Annotated in this window: 10 protein-coding genes and 1 pseudogene; 4 read left to right on the top strand and 7 right to left on the bottom strand. The window is 49.3% G+C overall.

What is annotated here, in order from left to right; translation table 11 throughout:
* Positions 1–44: 44 nt before the first annotated feature.
* Together FEK43_RS09380 and FEK43_RS22820 are read right to left on the bottom strand one after the other, a co-directional pair.
* Entirely contained in the window at positions 45–2,288 is a 2,244-nt protein-coding gene (locus tag FEK43_RS09380; RefSeq protein WP_135407535.1) for a sensor domain-containing phosphodiesterase, read from the bottom strand.
* 181 nt (positions 2,289–2,469) lie between these two features.
* Entirely contained in the window at positions 2,470–2,610 is a 141-nt protein-coding gene (locus FEK43_RS22820; protein WP_165383276.1) for a hypothetical protein, read from the bottom strand.
* Between the two features lie 28 nt (positions 2,611–2,638).
* Between FEK43_RS22820 and FEK43_RS09375 the strand changes: the two genes are divergently transcribed.
* The 3 genes from FEK43_RS09375 (at position 2,639) to FEK43_RS09365 (ending at position 4,216) form a co-directional block, all read left to right on the top strand.
* A complete protein-coding gene (locus FEK43_RS09375; protein ID WP_165383277.1) occupies positions 2,639–2,830 on the top strand; it encodes a YfgG family protein in 192 nt (63 codons plus the stop codon).
* 312 nt (positions 2,831–3,142) lie between these two features.
* Positions 3,143–3,661: a glycine zipper 2TM domain-containing protein gene (locus FEK43_RS09370; protein ID WP_165382790.1), complete on the top strand. Its 519-nt coding sequence runs from the start codon at positions 3,143–3,145 to the stop codon at positions 3,659–3,661.
* A 15-nt stretch (positions 3,662–3,676) separates the two neighbouring features.
* Positions 3,677–4,216 carry a DUF5384 family protein gene (locus FEK43_RS09365; RefSeq protein ID WP_138158518.1) on the top strand — a complete coding sequence of 180 codons (540 nt, stop codon included), beginning with the start codon at positions 3,677–3,679 and terminating at the stop codon, positions 4,214–4,216.
* A gap of 132 nt (positions 4,217–4,348) precedes the next feature.
* Here FEK43_RS09365 and guaA read toward each other — a convergent pair whose 3' ends face one another.
* Positions 4,349–5,926, bottom strand: coding sequence for a glutamine-hydrolyzing GMP synthase (gene guaA / locus FEK43_RS09360; protein WP_135407537.1), 1,578 nt, complete (start codon positions 5,924–5,926; stop codon positions 4,349–4,351).
* A gap of 68 nt (positions 5,927–5,994) precedes the next feature.
* Positions 5,995–7,461 (bottom strand): IMP dehydrogenase, encoded by a 1,467-nt coding sequence (gene guaB / locus FEK43_RS09355; RefSeq protein ID WP_001296289.1) that lies wholly within the window; start codon positions 7,459–7,461, stop codon positions 5,995–5,997.
* Between the two features lie 161 nt (positions 7,462–7,622).
* On the opposite strand from guaB, the gene xseA reads away from it, so the two are divergent.
* Positions 7,623–8,999 carry an exodeoxyribonuclease VII large subunit gene (gene xseA / locus FEK43_RS09350; protein ID WP_135407539.1) on the top strand — a complete coding sequence of 459 codons (1,377 nt, stop codon included), beginning with the start codon at positions 7,623–7,625 and terminating at the stop codon, positions 8,997–8,999.
* A gap of 68 nt (positions 9,000–9,067) precedes the next feature.
* Here xseA and FEK43_RS09345 read toward each other — a convergent pair whose 3' ends face one another.
* The 3 genes and pseudogenes from FEK43_RS09345 to sinH form a co-directional block, all read right to left on the bottom strand.
* Positions 9,068–15,517 carry a DUF823 domain-containing adhesin gene (locus FEK43_RS09345; protein ID WP_138158516.1) on the bottom strand — a complete coding sequence of 2,150 codons (6,450 nt, stop codon included), beginning with the start codon at positions 15,515–15,517 and terminating at the stop codon, positions 9,068–9,070.
* A gap of 116 nt (positions 15,518–15,633) precedes the next feature.
* Complete coding sequence (locus tag FEK43_RS09340) at positions 15,634–16,599, bottom strand: SinI family autotransporter-associated protein (RefSeq protein ID WP_131162108.1); 966 nt, start codon at positions 16,597–16,599, stop codon at positions 15,634–15,636.
* A 55-nt stretch (positions 16,600–16,654) separates the two neighbouring features.
* Positions 16,655–18,779 (bottom strand): annotated as a pseudogene (gene sinH / locus FEK43_RS09335) (intimin-like inverse autotransporter SinH); the annotation flags it as partial.

The following is an 18,779-nucleotide window of genomic DNA, read 5'->3' as shown; positions in this document are numbered from 1 at the left end:
TATGAAATGAAAACGGGCCAACCTGTTGCGTTGGCCCAAATGAATTACGCGCTTTCTCGAACAGGTTCTCTTTCAGCCGTAATCGCAATTAACGGCTGCGGTTCACCAATCAAAAAGCCTTGCAGGTAATCAATACCCAAAGAGTGTACGGCTTTGCGAATCTCTTCATTTTCAACATACTCCGCAACCACTTGCATTTTCTTCATTCGTGCCAGATGACAAATCGATGCCACTATCTGGTAATCCAGACTATTCGAGGCAATATTACGGATGAAGCTGCCATCAATTTTTAATAAATTGGCATTCACATTTTTTAGCCGCGCATAACTTGCGTATCCGGTGCCGAAATCATCAATAGCAATCTGGCATCCTAACTCCTGAAGATGTTGTAACGTATTCTGTGCCTGCTTAACATTGGTAAGGGCATTACTTTCGGTGACTTCAAAGATAAGCTGCCACGCCTCTATTTGGTATTTCGCTAATAACTTACTAATTTTAACAGGAAAGCGGGCCTGACAAACTGAAGTTGGCGACAAATTAATCGCAAATCGTTGGGCGGGCATTTTCTCTTTATTTTCCGCCATAAATTGCAATGTATGTTCGATGACCCACATGTCGATACTGGACGATAAGCCAAATTCATGCGCAACCGGCAAGAAATTATCAGGATTGATGAGTTCATCATTCTCCCCTCGCATACGCAGCAAAATTTCATGATAGATATCGCCGCGCACTCCAGTAATTGGCTGGGCCATAAGGCAAAAATCGTCGTGCTCAAGCGCCTGCTGTAGCCGATTCATCATTGCCACTTTGTCTTTTAATTCTCGCTGCAGATACATTGCCCCGCGACGCTGCATATTTTCCGGGGTATTAGTCACTATTGAGAGTTCAGCAACCGTACTTAGCTCGCCTAACAGCAAATAAATATGATTCACTGGCGAACGGACATAGCAATAGCTGACGCCAATCTGTGGTTGCAATGGCATATCATCCCAAAAGAAACGAAACTGCTTAAGATGGTTATCCAATGCGATAATGCGCTCCTGGTGAGACTCTGTATTCAGTCGCAGCGCGAGATCATTGCCAGAAAGCTGATAAACGTCTTCTCCGGGTTCCAGTAAAGGTGCCAGCCAATGTGAAAGCTTTTGTTTGTATTGGATACGCAGCATGATGCCATAGTTCTTTACCAGCATTTCCATACCGGGAATGCGTAAAAAACATAGCGCGGACCAGGGCGCATCACGCAGCGCGCGATTCAAAGCTCGAATATTCGGCAGATGAACAACCGGGTCCACGTAAGCCAGCCGCTGAATGCGTTTGGTCACCGCTCGTTGACGCGTTGCCAGAACCGCCATGTAATTGACGATAAAAGAAAATACCAGATAGCTGGAGGAGGTTATGGTTAGTTGAGTGGTATACCCATGATAAAGGGGAATATAATTCTGGTAGCTATGGATACTGATCATCAGCACTATTGCCCAGAGCAACGAGATCAGCTTGTAGCCATAACGCATCGCTCCCCACATCATCAGCGGCAGCAATAACGACAAGGTATAGTTGGTGCTGAAAATTGTGCTTTTTTCATTTAAAGGCATACATAGCAGAAATAACAATGCGCCCAGAGCAAGCAACCACAGCGCGAACTCTTTTTTTGTAACTTTACTGTCAATCTGTTGTTTTAATTGAGAATAATAGCTTCGCAAATAAAATGGATTTCGTACAGAACGAACGATGAAGTAGCAAAGCGGGACGCCTATCAGATTACCCACCAGCAAAGCCTGATAATTAATTAAGGTTCCCAGATTAAAGGGCATGACGCCAACCAGATTTGTTCTGTTCGCCAGTAAACCTACAAACGCCGCAAACTGGAAGAGCACCAGAAACAACGTTGCAGGGAAAACAATCTGCCAAAAAATGCGCTGGGAAATTAAGCGGGTATCGCCATGTGAAACGTTGTTACGTCGGGGAGTAAACACCCTGTAGCCGCCCCAACAAAGAATGATAATGATAATGAAATTAACCGTTAACGAGAGCGTTTCATAAAAACCAAGCTCGGCATACTTGCGAATAAAAATCCCTAAAGCAATACCTGGCAATGCTGCCCAGCTAAAAAACATCATCATACTGATCATCAGCGCTAGCGGCAGATAAAAGAGAAAAACTTCACCAGAAGAAATATGTGCGTACGTATTTATATGGGCAAAAACAGGCAAGATTATAGACGGCAGGATCAGCGGAAGCCCCCACCATTTATCACGTATATTTATATAAGTTGCATTCAGTTTCATAGATGCTCAGCAGAACCCCTTACATCCTGAAAGGGTGTATTCAGACAGGCATCCCACCTGACTTCGATGGATGATTATTCATCGCAATTAAGGAGCATTGATTCTAATTGTCATATGAAAGTTCCAATTGATATATATCAAACAAAATTACCCTGTTCAATGAATTATTACGTTTATCATGTTAACCCGTCATTATTACATCATTATTGTAAATAATTAAATTAACTTCCATAACATTAAAATATGTATCAACTGACGCTTTTTTACATAATGAACAATTGACCATTGCGCCCGGGTATGCCTTAATGTAAGTACCGTCCATGGCATGGACATACCTTGAGGAACCCTTTGTGAGTCAGCCAACCAGTATGCGAAAACGACACCGATTTAACAGTCGCATGACTCGTATCGTATTGCTTATCAGCTTTCTCTTCTTCTTTGGCCGCTTTATCTACTCCTCCGTTGGCGCCTGGCAGCATCATCAGAGCAAAAAAGAAGCTCAGCAATCCACATTCTCTATCGAATCCCCGGTACAACGTTAGCGGTTACCTTCGTCACCTTTACTGAACAAGACGGCTCAATGCTGTCAGATACGGTTGCTCTTTGTTGTTATCAAAGCGGCAGGCATTTATTTATCTAAATTTTTACATCTTTGTTCTGATTTCGAATCATTCTGCAATAAGACGCAATGTATATTAGACATAATATATATGTTTTTATTATGCGTTAATGCATATATATTTATTCAATGAATTTAAATAAATTTAATCTATTCCTTCATAGTCTATACATTTACTTTCCTCTTTCGATGATCTTAAATGTCTTGTTTTTCGTAAAGTCTATAACAAGGAATAGTGATGAAATTTAAAAAATGTCTTCTGCCTGTGGCAATTTTAGCGTCATTCATGTTGGCAGGATGCCAATCAAATGCTGACGATCATGCCGCCGATGTTTATCAAACTGATCAACTGAATACCAAGCAAGAAACTAAAACCGTTAATATCATTTCCATTCTTCCCGCAAAAGTTGCCGTAGACAACTCCCAAAATAAACGGAACGCACAAGCCTTCGGCGCACTTATTGGCGCAGTCGCTGGCGGCGTTATCGGCCACAACGTCGGGTCTGGCAGTAATTCCGGAACGACGGCAGGTGCAGTTGGCGGCGGAGCTGTAGGCGCAGCAGCAGGTTCTATGGTGAATGATAAAACCTTAGTGGAAGGTGTTTCTTTAACTTATAAGGAAGGCACCAAAGTGTATACATCCACACAGGTGGGTAAAGAATGCCAGTTTACGACGGGTTTAGCTGTCGTTATTACCACGACGTATAACGAAACGCGTATTCAGCCAAATACCAAATGTCCTGAAAAGAGCTAATAATCAGGAGGAGTCATGAAGAAAGTTTTTCTTTGCGCCATCTTAGCCTCCTTAAGCTATCCGGCTGCCGCCTCATCATTGCAGGATCAACTCTCGGCTGTCGCAGAAGCGGAACAGCAAGGTAAAAATGAAGAGCAAAGGCAGCATGACGAATGGGTCGCGGAGCGCAACAGTGAAATTCAACAAGAGAAACAGCGTCGCGCAAACGCTCAGGCCGCCGCCAATAAAAGAGCGGCGGCAGCAGCAGCGGATAAGAAAGCTCGCCAGGATAAACTGGACGCCGAAGCCACTGCGGATAAAAAACGCGATCAAAGTTATGAAGATGAGCTGCGCAGCTTAGAGATTCAGAAACAAAAACTGGCGCTGGCGAAAGAAGAAGCCCGCGTTAAGCGCGAGAACGAATTTATCGATCAGGAGCTGAAGCACAAAGCCGCGCAAACTGATGTCGTGCAATCTGAAGCTGACGCTAACAGGAATGTGACAGAAGGTGGTCGCGATTTGATGAAAAGCGTGGGTAAAGCAGAAGAGAATAAATCGGACAGTTGGTTTAATTAATCGCTGTCAGTAACTTCAAGCCTATGATTCGTGAGGATTACAGGCTTTTTTATATTGCTGACTTTAGTCCGCAATATAAAAAACCCTCTGTAGCAACAGAGGGTTTTGTTCATTCATAGTGCAGGAATTAAATCATTCCCACTCAATGGTAGCTGGTGGCTTGCCGCTGATGTCATACACCACGCGGGAAATACCGTTCACTTCATTGATAATACGGTTGGAAACGCGGCCGAGGAAATCGTACGGCAGATGTGCCCAGTGTGCGGTCATAAAGTCGATGGTTTCGACAGCACGCAGAGAGACAACCCAGTCGTATTTACGACCATCGCCCATTACGCCAACGGAACGTACCGGCAGGAAGACAGTAAACGCCTGGCTGACTTTGTCGTACAGATCCGCTTTATGCAGTTCTTCAATGAAAATGGCATCAGCACGGCGCAGCAGGTCACAATACTCTTTCTTCACTTCGCCCAGCACACGAACGCCGAGGCCCGGTCCCGGGAACGGGTGACGGTACAGCATGTCGTATGGCAGGCCCAGCTCCAGACCAATCTTACGCACTTCGTCTTTGAACAGCTCTTTCAGCGGTTCAACCAGGCCCATCTTCATCTCTTTCGGCAGACCGCCCACGTTGTGGTGAGATTTGATGACGTGTGCTTTACCGGTTGCAGATGCGGCAGATTCGATAACGTCAGGGTAGATGGTGCCCTGCGCCAGCCACTTCACGTCTTCCAGTTTTAGCGCTTCTTCATCGAATACTTCAACGAAAACGCGCCCGATGATTTTACGTTTTGCTTCTGGATCGTTTTCGCCAGCCAGCGCTGCCAGGAAACGCTCTTCTGCCGGAACGTGAATGATGTTCAGACCGAAACGATCGCCGAACATATCCATTACCTGTTCAGCTTCATTCAGACGCAGCAGACCGTTGTCGACAAATACACAAGTCAGGTTTTTACCGATTGCACGATGCAGAAGCATCGCGGTAACGGAAGAATCCACGCCACCAGAGAGGCCGAGGATCACTTTATCGTCGCCCACCTGCTCGCGAATGCGGGCTACAGCGTCGTCGATAATTTTAGCTGGCGTCCACAGCGCTTCACACTGGCAGATATCGCGCACAAAACGCTCCAGCATACGCATACCCTGACGAGTATGAGTCACTTCCGGGTGGAACTGAACACCATAGAAACGTTTTTCTTCGTTAGCCATGATGGCAAATGGGCAGCTTTCGGTGCTGGCGACGGTAACAAAGCCTTCAGGAATTGCTGTTACCTTATCGCCGTGGCTCATCCACACATCAAGCAGCGGCTTGCCATCTGCGCTTAACGCATCTTCGATACCACGAATCAGCGCACTATCAGTTTGAACTTCAACCTGCGCATAACCAAATTCACGTTCGTTGGAGGCTTCAACATGACCGCCCAGCTGCATTGCCATGGTCTGCATGCCATAGCAAACGCCGAATACCGGTACGCCTGCTTCAAAGACATATTGCGGCGCGCGCGGGCTATTTTCTTCGGTGGTGCTTTCCGGGCCGCCGGAAAGAATAATGCCGCTTGGGTTGAAGTCACGAATTTGTGCTTCTGTCACATCCCACGCCCACAGTTCGCAGTAAACACCCAGCTCACGCACGCGGCGCGCAACCAGTTGAGTGTACTGAGAACCGAAGTCCAGAATGAGGATGCGATGCTTATGAATGTTTTCCGTCATTGACGCTTATTCCGAGGCAAGTGAAACAGATAATATAAATCGCCCGACATGAAGTCGGGCGAAGAGAATCAGGAGCCCAGACGGTAGTTCGGGGACTCTTTGGTGATGGTCACGTCGTGAACGTGGCTTTCCTGAATACCCGCACCGCTGATACGTACAAACTCCGCTTTAGTACGCAGTTCGTCGATAGTACCACAGCCGGTCAGGCCCATACAGGAGCGCAGGCCGCCCATCTGCTGGTGAATGATCTCTTTCAGACGACCTTTGTAGGCTACGCGACCTTCGATACCTTCCGGAACCAGTTTGTCGGCAGCGTTGTCGCTCTGGAAGTAACGGTCAGAGGAACCTTTGGACATCGCGCCCAGAGAACCCATCCCACGGTAAGATTTGTAAGAGCGGCCCTGGTAGAGTTCGATTTCACCTGGAGATTCTTCAGTACCCGCCAGCATAGAACCTACCATCACCGCGCTTGCACCTGCGGCGATAGCTTTGGCGATGTCGCCGGAGAAGCGAATACCACCATCTGCGATAACCGGAATACCGGTGCCTTCCAGCGCTTCAACTGCGTCAGCAACGGCAGTGATCTGCGGAACACCTACGCCAGTAACGATACGAGTCGTACAGATGGAGCCTGGGCCAATACCCACTTTAACCGCGCTGCAACCGGCTTCTGCCAGAGCGCGTGCACCCGCAGCTGTTGCCACGTTGCCGCCGATGATTTGCAGATCCGGATATTTAGCACGAGTTTCACGGATACGCTGCAGAACGCCTTCAGAGTGACCGTGAGAGGAGTCGATCAGCAGAACGTCAACGCCTGCGGCAACCAGCGCATCAACACGCTCTTCGTTACCCGCACCTGCGCCAACCGCAGCACCAACACGCAGACGACCTTGTTCGTCTTTACAGGCGTTCGGTTTACGTTCCGCTTTCTGGAAGTCTTTCACGGTGATCATGCCGATCAGGTGGAATTCATCATCAACCACCAGCGCCTTTTCAACGCGTTTTTCGTGCATTTTTGCCAGCACAACTTCACGGGCTTCGCCTTCACGCACAGTTACCAGACGCTCTTTCGGCGTCATGTAAACGCTAACCGGCTGGCTCAGGTCGGTGACAAAACGCACGTCACGACCAGTGATGATGCCGACCAGTTCGTTTTCTTCGGTAACAACCGGGTAGCCAGCAAAGCCGTTACGCTCGGTCAGTTCTTTCACTTCACGCAGCGTCGTGGTTGGCAGAACAGTCTGCGGGTCAGTCACCACGCCAGATTCGTGTTTTTTCACGCGGCGAACTTCTTCCGCCTGGCGTTCAATGGACATGTTTTTGTGGATAAAGCCGATACCGCCTTCCTGAGCCAGAGCAATAGCCAGGCGCGCTTCCGTTACGGTATCCATTGCTGCGGAAAGCATAGGAATATTCAGACGAATAGTTTTCGTCAGCTGAGTGCTGAGGTCAGCAGTATTCGGCAGAACGGTAGAATGAGCAGGAACGAGGAGAACGTCGTCAAACGTCAGAGCTTCTTTAGCGATACGTAGCATGGGCAATATCTCGACCAGAGTGGTTAATAAATATTGCCGCGGCATTATACAGAGCGTAACCGATTGCATCTACCCCTTTTTGCAAATAATGCTTGCGCTCCCCGGTCAGCACGTTACTATCGATTGAATAACCTGCTGATTTAGAATTTGATCTCGCTCACATGTTACCATCTCAATCCCCCGCAATTTTTACGGTTAGTCGCCTGAATCAGACCGTCCGTTTGCTGCTTGAGCAGGAGATGGGGCAAGTGTGGATCAGCGGCGAAATTTCTAACTTCACGCAACCGGCTTCCGGTCACTGGTACTTTACGCTCAAAGATGATACCGCCCAGGTACGCTGCGCAATGTTCCGCAACAGCAACCGCCGGGTGGCCTTTCGCCCGCAACACGGGCAGCAAGTGCTGGTTCGCGCCAATATTACACTCTATGAGCCACGCGGCGATTATCAGATTATCGTCGAAAGTATGCAGCCCGCCGGTGAAGGTTTGTTGCAACAGAAATACGAACAACTCAAAGCGAAATTGCAGGCTGAAGGTTTGTTCGACCAAGAGCTTAAGAAACGACTCCCCTCCCCTGCGCACTGTGTAGGTGTCATCACCTCAAAAACAGGTGCCGCACTGCACGATATTTTGCATGTGCTTAAACGTCGCGATCCGTCATTGCCAGTGATTATTTATCCTACCGCGGTACAGGGTGACGATGCGCCGGGGCAAATTGTTCGCGCCATCGAACTAGCGAATCAGCGCAACGAGTGCGACGTGTTAATTGTCGGGCGCGGTGGCGGTTCGCTGGAAGATTTATGGAGTTTTAACGACGAACGCGTGGCGCGGGCAATTTTTGCCAGTCGCATTCCGGTTGTCAGTGCCGTTGGACATGAAACCGATGTGACCATTGCCGATTTCGTTGCCGATTTACGAGCACCAACTCCGTCGGCTGCCGCTGAAGTGGTGAGCCGTAATCAGCAGGAGTTACTGCGCCAGGTGCAGTCTGCGCAGCAGCGGCTGGAAATGGCGATGGATTATTATCTCGCCAACCGCACGCGTCGCTTTACGCAGATCCATCACCGATTACAGCAACAGCATCCGCAGCTCCGGCTGGCACGTCAGCAGACTACACTCGAACGTCTACAAAAGCGGATGAGCTTTGCGCTGGAAAATCAGCTTAAACGTGCCGGACAGCAACAGGTGCGGTTAACACAGCGACTGAATCAGCAAAATCCACAGCCGAAGATTCATCGCGCGCAAACGCGTATTCAGCAACTGGAATATCGCCTGGCTGAAACCCTGCGCGCGCAGCTTAGCGCCACGCGTGAACGTTTCGGTAATGCGGTGACGCATCTGGAAGCGGTTAGCCCACTGTCAACGCTGGCGCGCGGCTATAGCGTCACCAGCGCCGCAGATGGCGCGGTGTTAAAGCAGGTGAAACAGGTAAAAGCGGGCGATACGATGACCACGCGTTTAAATGATGGCATTGTGGTAAGCGTAGTGAGCAACGTGACGAAAACCCGCAAACCACGCAAAAAAGCGGCTAATCCGTAGGTCGGGCAAGATGCGCCAGCATCGCATCCGGCAATATCACCATGTCAGCACCAGATACAACCATGCCATCACTGAAAGCAGGCGATTAGACCTGCCTTATTTTGCAGAACTACACTACAATCCTGCGTCCCCGTGTCTTCAAACATTCCGCATTGCTCGGAGGATAAATAGGGATAGCTTGGCGTAATTGAAGGCCACCCCAACGAGCTAAAACTTGTGTGCAGCGTTTCTAACTCACTGTACGTTGGCGCATTGCTCATACTTCCACACTGCTTTGCTATATCCCATTTGGCTGAATCAACTCTGTGTCCCAACGCCCAGGTTTCGTTGACCACATTTGGAGCCAACACAGCAACCGCACCAGCAGGTAATTCTGTTTTCAGCAAAGGTCGATGTAATGTTTTGCCATTCACCACTACCGAGTCTGCCATATGTCCCCAGAAGTGCGCGGAAGAAACATTGGGACTGGTTAATACGGTGAAAATAGTGTCCATCGTTGCTGTCAATGTTGGGTAATTATCCAGCGTTACTGTCAGCGGCGTTTTATAACCCGGCGTATTGTCCTGACGAACAGTAAAGCTTGCCGTGCCGTCTGCACCTGTCACGCCACTGATCTCGTCCCCACTTGCAGCCAACCGAGTAGCCACTCCTGATGATGGCTGGATGGTGATATCATCCATTTCCGCTACACTAACTCCATTTGCAGGCGACAACGTCGCCCCGCTGTTACGCGGCGCAGCATCGCCGCGGTGTAACATAAAGGCCACGTTCGGCACCGCTCTTCCGGAACTGTCTTTCACCGTAACCATCACCGGCATGGCATCGCCTTTTTTTGCCACCGCCGCCTGATGAGCAGAATCAAACGTCGTCGAGGTCAGCGTCACGGCAGAAACCGTCGAGTGTGGATGCACCAGGCACGCCTCATAGGCCCAAGTTTTCCCTGATGCCAGTAGCCCCGTGTACAGATCTATTGCTTCACAAACAGTGGACCCTTCTTTCGCTGGACAGGTTGCATTGGTCCACCACGCATAACCGCTCTGCTTCACTGGCCAACCAATCTCTTTCACGATAGTGCCATTAGGGTAGCGAGCGTATAACGATTTAAGTTCGTCCAGCGAAGGGTGGCGCGCTTCTTCACACGGATCGGTTCCCCCCGCATCGCCTCTCTGCGAGGAATGTGGTGCAGGCCAGTCTTCATTATTAAGCTTCACTTTAGTGAGCGTTTTACCCGCACCGCTGGTGGCACCCATTTCAGCCCACAGTTTGGGTCGTTCAAATTCCGTACCGTCAGCCGCGGTGACCGTTTCCGGCATATGGCCCCACATATGCGCTTTGTCGCTGTTCGGGCTGGTGATAACGGTAAAGATAACGTCCAGCGGTGCTATAGGTTTATTGGCGTGCCCAAACGCCGTCGCGCTCATCGGGGTTTTCAGGCCGGTTGATTGATCCTGATGGAGCTTAAAGGTGACCTGCCCCTGAGCATCCGTTTGCAAGAGCAGATAGTTAAGGTTGGCACTTCCGTTGAGGATGCTGGATGTCATGGTTTCCGCCGGATTAAATTCATCCAGCACAAGATCATCGAAAGTAGAGGAACTCCCGATTGTCGTACCGTCTCGTTGCGTGCTGATGCCACGCTGGATCCCCACCGACTCATACGCCGCAGGCGAACCATCCGTATGGGTTACCGTTACCGTCACAGGCAGCGCTTCTCCCACCTTCGCTTTTCCGGCAGACAGCGTACTGTCCCAGTTTTCCGCTGTAGGCATAAAGGTCACGCTGCCAATCGGTTCCGCTGTCTCCAGGCACACCTGCGAATAGGTGTTGGACGTACTCGACGTCGCGCCGGCTTCGCCCGTTTTGAGATTCATATATTGATACAAAGGCGTGGTAGTTCCGGCGCTTGATTTCACATTACGCGACCAGAACAAAGGTGATGATGAATAGAGAGGCCATCCCTGCGCAGTCTGTAACGTTCCGTCAGGCCAGGCATCATACAATGACTGGAGATCGTTCATCACTGGCAATTTGTCTTTGCAGCCGCCATTGCTGCCGTCCAGTGCAGACGTGATGTTAACCCGCGGCCACACTTCATTATTTACCGTTACAGTAGCTGTTGATGCGGCTTCAGCCTGCAACAGTGGACGGCTGAAAACCTTGCCATTTTTTGCCGTGAGGGTTTCAGACATATGCCCCCAGTAGTTCGCTTTCGGCGTATCAGGGCTGGTCACAACCGTAAAGATCGCACTCAAAGTCTGGGAAGCTACGCTGGTATCATCCAGCGTAGCCTGCATCGGTATTCTTTCACCAAAACCGGTATTGGGCTGGTTGATGGTCAGCGTCGCCGTACCGTCCGACCCGGTCGTGCCATAAAAATTATCACCAGTGTTCAGCAGATAGGCCTGGTGATTATACTGGTCTGTCACTGAAATCAGTCTGGACTGATAATCGGTCACCTCGACATTCTGGCGACTAACCGTTTTCCCGTGACTCAGTAAGAATGGCGTGTTGCCTACAACATTCCCCTGGGCATCACGGGTCGTCACTTTGAACGTCATTTGCTCATGAACATCTTCATAATTGGTTTTGACTTTTACTGCATCAAGACCGTCGACGCTAACCGTTTGTTCTGACGTCAGCTCAATTTTCGCCACTTTCTTATTTGCCGTCGTCTGACAACTCAGGTATCCCCCGTTCGTCTCCAGCACGCTGCTGGTACCGCTACTGAGCTGTACGCCGAGATAATTACGATTTTCCACGCTGGCGCTATCCGCCGTACTGGAGTCATAAACTTTCAACACCGGCCAGCCGTCTACGGTATGCCCGCCCCAGTTGCCGGACAACATAGTCAGCGCGTCTTTTGTCGGGATAAAATCCGCGCCGCAGCCGTTATTTTTAGTATTTTTAGCAGCCTGCGCTTCGGTAAACAGCGCCCAAATCTCATTGTCTTCTTCAGGCCCTTTGCGCACATTGCCCGCTGAACCGCTCAGTTCCGAGAACAGCAAAGGACGTTTAAACGTTAGCCCGCCCGCCGTTAGCGTTTCCGGCATATGGCCCCACATTTTGGCATTTGCGCTATCCGGGCTGGTCACCACAGTGAAGATGGTGTCCATGCTGGCTTTTTTGGTCGGGTCGGAATACAACGCTGCGATCAGCGCCGTTTTAGTGCCGTGGGTATCCGGACGGGTAATAGTGAGGATCTTGCTGCCATCGCTGCCGGTCATTGCGATATAGCTCGTGGCGGTATCGCTCAGCGTTATCTCATCAGGCTGGCCGCCATCGACAACCACTGAGGATACAATGCCATCGCCGCTGCCCGCCACATGACGTTCCTCTGAACGGGTATAACCATCACCACGTTGAAGGATAAACGGCATATCTGCCATTGGATTACCCGCGGCGTCTTTTACTGTCACCTTGACCTGTAATGTCTCGCCCTTTTTCAGCTTTGCCGCATTGAGGCTACTATTCCACTGAGCTGGATCCACAATTTCTAACGTGATGCTGTTGGCAACAGTATTTGCAGTAGTCAGACAGCTTATATAAACAGGAGGGGTAACATTGCTTTGTACATTACCATTATTTAACCAGACTGCCGCAAAATGCGGCACCTTATCGACTGGAGTGCTACTCCAGTATTCCTGGAGCTGAGTCGGCCAACCGTGTACTGTCTGAATGGCATTGTTAGTGTTGCCACTGTACAACGCAGCAAGTTGGTTTTTGCGTGGTACTTTATTTTTTTCACAACCGCCCGCAGCATTGTTTTCAATATCCGCCTGAGTGACTCGTACCCAGCTTTCATTATTTTCTACTTGTGGACTACGACCGCCACTGACCTCCTGAATTAATTTCGGGCGATTAAAGGTCATGGTTCCAACAGTAATTGAGTCATCCATATGCCCCCACATTTGTGCCACAGAAACATCAGGACTTGTTGGCACGGTAAAGGTCACATTGTAATTTACAATATTATTCGGAACCGCTGATTGAGTTGGGGTAATTGTCAGTGGTGTACTTAAGCCAACGCCTGCGGGCTGCTCAATTACGATTGTCGCCACTCCCTGCGCATCCGTAAGACCTGAATAAATTACTGATGGTTGCGAGGTACCATAGGCGGTTCCGTTCATTGTGAGAGCACCACCAGACGGATCGGTAAAACCAGATACCAACCCAGCTCTGTTCTGACTCATCCCTTTGGTAACGGTAAATGCGGTAAAAGGGACAGGAGTATCATTGTTCATCGCGTTAACGGTACGAACCGTCATGGTTATTTTTTCACCCACCTTCGCTTTAGCAGAATTGGAACCGGGTGAGATATCTTTGTCTGTTTCTACCACGACACGAGCCACGAGATCATTGGCAGAACAAGTGAGATAGTTTTGCCTGAAACCAGAATAAGTGGTAACCGAGCCATTATCGAGAGCAACAGAGGAATGTGAATCTGCTTGTTCAACCGCTGTGAGGTAATCTTGTTTTATCGTCGGCCAACCATACTCAGTACCAATCGCATTTCCTTGATTTGCTACGTATAAAGCCTCAAGAGAACGTTGCCTCGGAATATGTCCAACGCCGCATTCCTTCTGCATACTGGACTCTTGATCAAACAAGGCCCAGTCCTCGTTGTTTTCGCGCATTACCCCCACTTCATGCGCCGTTTCATCTGCCAGCAGTGGGCGTTTATAGATATTCCCATCGGAAATAATCCCTCTTGCCATATGCCCCCACATCCGGGCCTGATCGCTGTCCGGACTGGTGATAACTGTAAAAATCACGTCCTTCTCATCCGATGCAGCAAAGTTGCTGCGCATTGTCGCGGTGATATGCGTTTTAACACCAGCACCGTCTGGTTGCGAAAGTGTAAGCGTAGCCTGACCGTTAAAGTCGGTTATGCCTTCATAGTTGTGTGCATCAATCTGGTGTAAATTCGAGTCGCCGGAAATATGTACTGGATGCGCTTCCCACGTGGGATCGGATTGATTTTTACGGTTAATTCCATCATCTAAATGAAGTGAGAAATAGTAGTAAGCCAGCGGCTGATTATTATTTTTTTTATCAGTAATGGTCAGGCGCATGAGTGTATCTTCACCCACCGGAACTTTTACTGCCTGCAAACTCTCATCATAGTTTTCGGGGGTCAGCACCAGTTCGGGATCAACCTCCGGTGCGTCTTTGTCCACACAACTCACCAGATACTTCGTACTATCTGCTTGCTGTGCTTCGCTATGGTTCGTAACATCTGCGGCATGATGCTTCCCGGAGGTCCCTGCCAGCGAAGACCAGTAATAATCTCCCTGCATTGGCCAACCGACGACTTCTTGCACTGAAGTAGGAATGACGGTTTTCATCGCACCAAACTGCCGCATACCAGGCAGAATGTCGCAGTGGTTATCTGCACCACTCCAGGTGAAGGTTGACCATGTTTCGTTATGATCGATGACTGTACCCGCTTCATTATCCACTTCTGCTGCCAGTTTCGGACGGCTGAAGGTGTATTGCATCGCCTTTAACGTTTCTGCCATATGGCCCCACATATTAGCCTGCGGGACATCCGGGCTGGTGAGAACGGTAAAGATCACCGCCGTTTCGCTGCTTTGCGTAATGCCAGAAAGACTGACAACCAGGGGCGTTTTTACACCGGGACCATTCGCCTGCGTTACCGTAACAGTAGCGGTGCCATTGGCATCGGTAGTACCACGATATTCCGTAGCTGTAGTCGTTAACTCTGTACTCCCGAGTCTTACTGGACCGGTGTTATTCACAACATTCTGCCGGTTTACCGCATCTTTACGTTTGATAATAAAAGGTATATTACCTGCCGTATTACCCTGACAATCTTTGGTCGTTACGGTTAAAGTGATTGAGTTGCCAACGGTAGTTTTAGCCGCGTTTAGTGTTTCATCATAGTCACTGGCACTGACAGTAACCAGATCACCCACTGCGCTGGCAATATTTAACGTGACCCGTTTTTCATTAAGTAACACCGTTCCCTGATTAGGTACGCCTGTAAGGGTAAAGAGATCCAATGTTGGGAGCGTTTTGTCTGGATCAAACTGCGGAATCGCCACCAGTTTATGACCCGCCAGGTTTTGTACACAAAAGGAACGATCAGGACGTGGTTGTGGGGTGAGCGGCACATCGGGCGTAGCGGCGTCTGCCCAGATAAGGGTGACGGCTGGCAACATTTGATCTTCCCAGCGCAGTAATGGCGGACTGTTGAATATGTCACCTTCATTGTCGCGCGGGTTGGTTAAAATCATGCTCGTTGCGCTGGCCTCAATGCTGAAATTACCGGGCATAGCTGTATTAGCAATATCATGCTCCACAGTGGGATCAAGCTGAACACTTCCTTGATAGACGGGTACACTGGCGCTATCTGCAAAGGGAACGGTGCCATTTATAGCATCAGTTGAAGCACTTGATTGTTGCCACTGTCCCCCTTTTAACACGGCCATTGCAGGCAAGGTCAGGGATAGCAATAAAATCGCCGTTATTACTTTTATTAGTTTCAAAGCCCCGTCCATGATTGAAACCTGCCCGTTAAAAGTTGCGTTTTCACCTCAACCCACTTTGCTTAACGCTGGCTAAGCAAAGTGCGCGGAAAAGCACCATTCCCTGGCGGGAATGGTGCTGGTAACGATTATTTTCTCTGGTAGTCGATAGATAAGCCGTAGCCCTGAACGCCATCGTTGCCGAGGACAACGCCACTTCCGGCAAAATCGAACGCGGTTTTCGCTTCGGCGTTGGTAACAGGGATAACCAGGTCGCTGTTGTTGTAAGTCGGATTAACAAGACCACCGGCTGTGCCCAACTGGAGGCTGGTTCCGGTAAAGCGCCAGCGATAGTTGTACTGGCTGGTAACCTCTTCGCCTGCATCATAAGTACTGTTGTTGTTTTTATCTTTCCACAACATGACTTGATAAGTGGTATTAGTTTTGAGTTTCGTCGTTTTACCCAACAGATTCGTATTGATGTCTTTTTCGTGAATTACGACGTGAACGGCATCATCAAATACCGGACCTTCCGGAATATCATCGCTGTCAGAACCACCGCCCGCATTGGTGGAAAGATCAAGCATCACCACCTCATCCGCAACATTCGGATCACCGGTAGTGGTAGTCGGCGTGATTTTCAAACCTATGTATCGATCAGCATCCGCAGCCGCGATGGTATATGTATCGCTCCCTACGGTACCAATCTCTTTAGGATCTGCTCCTGACTGGTCGCTATAACTCATCCACTGGAGGGTTGCTTTAGTCGCTGTGTTATTGTCATCAAGGTCCCCCTGAGTATCACCAATCGCCCAGTTGGCTGTCAGTGTGTCCCCCACATGAAACTGCTTATCACCGTCCGTTGTGACCGTGCGGCTACCACGATCAATATCAATAGTGACATGTGATTTATCAGCATCCGCTATCTCTGAAGCACTTCTGGTGATCCACGGCACGGTCCCCTGAATGGTGCCGGTACTTTGTGATTCTGATTGCCACTGCCCAGCTCTAAGATTGCCCTGCCCTTCAGCCATTGCGACAGGCACTGCACAGTACCCCGCTAAAGCCAGCGCTAGCGCGACTTTCGTCAACGGCCGCGTTAAATGATTGTTCATTCAATTCTCTCCTTGATTAATATCCAGCGACTGGCCGATCGGCCATTACGCCGATCTAGTGCTTGCTGTAAACCACACGTAATCCATACCCCTGCACGCCATCTTCTTTTTGGGCACCAAATTTCTGTACGGCCTCTTCGTTTGTCGCAGGGATGACAATATCTTCATTACTGGTATTCGATTGCGCACCTGTATAGCCATTGACGCTGTGCCCGGTAAACTCCCACTGGTAGTCGTATTGCGCCATTTCCTCTTCCGTCAGTTTTTCCGACTGCTGGAAAACGCCATCGTTGTTGACATCGCGCCACAAGACAAAGCGATAGGCATTATCAACAGGCAAATGCTCTTTCTCATTGCCGATAAGATTGACAGGGTTAGTCGCAGATACACGGTAGATAAAGGCATTAACATCATTGCCCCCCGCGCCGAGGAAAGTCACATCTACATAGTTACTGTCGTCATACGGCGCGGCTCTCGCTTTCCAGCGGAAAGTACCGGGTAGCGTACTGGAGAGCGTAACGGTGCCTTTTTCTTTATCCTGCTTAGCGATAAAGACGCAGGGATTCTCGGTTGAACAGGGTTTATTGGTGAGCGTAACTTTTTTATCCTGCGCATCGTAAAGCTGCGGCGAAAGGTTATCTACTGGCAGAGCATTGCCGTTGCGGTCAGTGTCATCCCCAAAGCTATCGGTGACGTCGAGATCCATCACCACGCCATCGACGCCGTCTGCCTGGGCGCTGGCTTCGTGGCTGTGATTGTTCTCATCCGGCACATCTGCGATGTTGTTGACGATCAGCTCAATTTTACGATCCTGCTGCACGGTGATTTCCACCACACCGGAATTCTGCCGATTACCCTTTTCATCTTCCAGCGCCAGACGCACGCGCCAGGTATTGAGTTTTTCCTGGTCGGCAGGATCGGAGCTGTACTGCCAGGCTGGCAGCACCAGATTCCAGTGGTTGTTGTTACCTTCAGTGATGGTATTCGCTTTAACAACAGGCATGACCAGCGTGCGGGAAGCGTTATTTTTCGCCTGCCACGAGGCGGCGACAATTTTGTAATGGTGGTTGATCAGCGCGTTGATGGTCCATTTACATTTTTCCAGGCCAACCGCTTCCTCTGGCGTGTCTTTAATCACGCATTCCGGGTGCTCATTGGTGGCGTCTGCTTTAAGCCACAAGGTGACATCAAGTGGGTCTTTTTCTTTGTATTCCAGCACGATAAAGTTATTACGTTCGACGAAGTCATGGCGACTGCCCATCAGCGAGTGAGCAACTTTGACGTTATCGCTATTCAGTTGATCTTTTAGCGGAACACCGAACTGATAGTTAATCGTGGCGTTAACACTAAGATCACTGTTATCTCCGGTACCTGCTTTATAGTCTGTCCCGACCGTCAGTAACGGAACGGGTTGATAGTTCACGCCGAGCGTCACTGCATAGGGATCTTTTTCTAAATTATCGGTGCCGAAGAGCGCCACTTCGTCACCATAATATTGCTCGAAAACAATTTTGCCCCCCAGCTGCGGATAAGAAGGTAACCAGGCTTCAGCCCGGATATCCCAGCCACGTGCGGGTCGTTCTAAATAGAAATCAAAATCTTTTGAATCTTTCCAGTCTGAAAGCGGATGATAATAGTTACCAGAAAATTTTAAATAATCCGTCCAGGCTTCTGTTCCTAAGCCTAAACGGCGATGTCCACGGGTGAAATCATAATCATAAAATATATTCCCCCCCAGAAGCCATTTATCAAAATTATGTCTTACGCCTAAACCTATATTACCTATCGTTCGATCTTCTTTTCGTTGCGCAGAAAACTGACTGAAATAGACCGTACTCTGATTATCATACCAGGGGACAAAATAGTCGATTGAACTGCCGTCCAGATCGCCATCCTGACCGATGGAAAGGTTAGAGCGAACTTTACCATAAGGAGAAAGCGCACCTTCGATATAAGACTGTGCGGATGATGTGATTTGCCCTTGCAGATAGCTTCTCGCCTGGGATTCAAGCGCTTCTGGAGTCAGGTTCTCAAAGCCCTGTTGGGCGGACTCGGTAACGTAATTGGCACCACGTTCCTTGACGGATTTGCCTTTGTTACTTTGTTCTTCTTGTTGAGCAGCTTCGCTTGCCAGATCAGGTAATGAAGATTCGCTTTGCTTAATATTTATCTCCGGTGCT

The organism is Escherichia sp. E2562 (assembly GCF_005781075.1).
GTDB lineage: Bacteria > Pseudomonadota > Gammaproteobacteria > Enterobacterales > Enterobacteriaceae > Escherichia.
This window is presented reverse-complemented; position numbering and strand designations above follow the sequence as displayed.